The organism is Actinomadura sp. 7K507 (assembly GCF_004348425.1).
Taxonomy (GTDB): Bacteria; Actinomycetota; Actinomycetes; order Streptosporangiales; family Streptosporangiaceae; genus Spirillospora.
Map to the genome: position 1 here is coordinate 1 of NZ_SMKK01000495.1, position 2,012 is coordinate 2,012.

Consider the following 2,012-nt stretch of genomic DNA (forward strand, 5'->3'; position numbering starts at 1 on the left):
GCCTTGACCCCGGCCTCCCGCACGCCCCCAACCGACCAACCCGGGGACGCCCACACCCAAATCGGCTGCAAGACCGATCCACCGTTGTCCTCCCTCCTGCTTCACCGCCACTGAAAGCACACGCATGAGCCGAACCGACCAAGACCGGAAGCGCCCCGACATCCGCGGCGAGCACTACACGCCGGCAGAAGTCGCCGCGCTGTTTCGCGTCGACTCCAAGACCGTCACCCGATGGGCGCAGAAGGGCTGGCTGACCAGCATCCGCACCCTCGGCGGCCACCGGCGGTACTCCACTGAACAAGTGGACCGGCTCCTGCGGGACGGACTGCCCGCACAAGACCTGGAAGACCAAAACCTGGAAGACCAACACGTGGAAGGCGAAGACATGGAAGGCGAAGACCAGCATTCCGCACCGGCGGCGGTCCCGCCCGCCGCCCAGGACAGCGCCGCCCCGGCACCGGTACCGGGCCCGGTTCCCGACGACGCCGATGCCTCGGGTGCCGATGTCTCGGGCGCGGGCCGCCACCCCGTCGACGCGCTGATCGAGGACCGCTTCGGCGGCGACGCGACGGCGGCGTTGCTGGAGCTCGCGGGCCGGTACGGCCTCGCCGTCGCCTACCTCGACCGCCCGTGGTTCACCCGCTACCTGGGGCGTTCTCTCACCGAAGCCGAGTGGAACCGCATCGCCGCTGAGCTCAACGACTTCTGCGCAGTTCTCGACGATGTATGCGCCGAGGACCTGGCGGCCTACACCGACCTGGTGTTGCACACCGCCCACATAGTCCCGCTGGAATCTCCATGACGCCCCAGGACGCCCGCTCGTCCCGTCCGTTGCGCCAGCGGCAGACGGTCGCGCCCGGCTCGGGGACCAGCAAGCCGGCCGGCTGTTGGCCAGGGTGATCGCCGACCCGGCAGGGGGCAGGGCGGACGGGTGCCCGGACCGGCGCTGCGCCGACCGGGGCCCCGCCGACCGGGGACCGGCCTGCATCCCAGACCCTCCACACCAAGAAGGGGACGAATTCGTGGCCCTCGCGCAATCTGGGTGCCCGCTGTGCGGATGCCGCGCCCCACACCCAGACGGGCGTGCCCTGCCCTATCCCCTCACCCTGGCTGTGGACTGGCTGCTTGAGCATTACGGCGACGCGAGCATCGGTGTCGCATCGATGGCTGCGGCGGCACAGGTCAGCGTGCGTCAACTCCAGGCGCTGTGCCACACCCACCTGGACACCACCCCCGGGCAGCTGATCCGGGAGGTCCGGCTCCACCAGGCGCGGCGGGCCCTGCTGGCCGCTCACCCCGTCCGCGATGCCGTCCGCGAAACCATCCGTGACATCGCCGCCGGGGTCGGCTACCTCAGCCCCAGCAACTTCGGCGCCCAATACAGCGCCTACTACAGCGAGGCCCCGTCGACCACACTGCGCCGCGCCCAGCACTCCACGCCGCCTGACCCGCCCGCAGACCCGCCGCCCGATCCCGCGTAGCCGTATTGGTGCGATTGGACAAGGAGTAACCCGCGCGATGACGCGTCATCGGCTCAGCCACGCCCCGGCCGAGCACGGTCGGCCCGAGGCCGGCCGCTGCGCCGACGGCGGCCTCTTCGATCCCCGCCAAGCCCCCGAGACACCACACGACGGGCACCGGCCGAGCATCCCCGTCATGGGTTTCACCGGCCGCAGCACCCCGAACTCCATCACTAGGGCCCGCTTGTGATCCCCCCAGCTTCGCCACTCGACCCCAGCAGCGGGTACCGCAACGCTTTCGACGGAGACGCCCACACCGCGGTGCAGGCGGGAACGATCTACGGCGGAATGCACCTGACCACGGTCGGGCGCACGGTTGTGCCGGTCCCGGCCCAGTTGCGCGCTGTTCCTGTCTACTGGGCCGACTGACGGCGGCCGTGACAAGCTCCCCGTAGGCGGCCAGACACCGCCCCACTGATGGCCAGGAAGTTCCCCAGGGACGGCCAGATATCTCCCCGCTTGATCGTGATCGTTCCCGGTCGGCGAGAGTCG

General features: G+C 70.5%; 2 protein-coding genes and 1 pseudogene. All 3 read left to right on the forward strand.

Annotated elements, in window-relative coordinates; all coding sequences use genetic code 11:
• Window positions 1-124: 124 nt before the first annotated feature.
• A pseudogene (locus E1285_RS44775) lies at window positions 125-346 on the forward strand (BldC family transcriptional regulator); the annotation flags it as partial.
• Window positions 347-1,112: 766 nt separating this feature from the next.
• On the forward strand, window positions 1,113-1,481 hold the full coding sequence (locus E1285_RS44780) for a helix-turn-helix domain-containing protein (protein WP_132160983.1): 369 nt from the start codon (window positions 1,113-1,115) through the stop codon (window positions 1,479-1,481).
• Window positions 1,482-1,518: 37 nt separating this feature from the next.
• Window positions 1,519-1,710, forward strand: coding sequence for a hypothetical protein (locus E1285_RS44785; RefSeq protein ID WP_132160984.1), 192 nt, complete (start codon window positions 1,519-1,521; stop codon window positions 1,708-1,710).
• The last annotated feature ends 302 nt before the right edge of the window (window positions 1,711-2,012 follow it).

Excerpts from the sequence above, each read along its gene's own strand:
- E1285_RS44785 (WP_132160984.1), top strand. The coding sequence starts at position 1,519 with ATGACGCGTCATCGGCTCAGCCACGCCCCGGCCGAGCACGGTCGGCCC.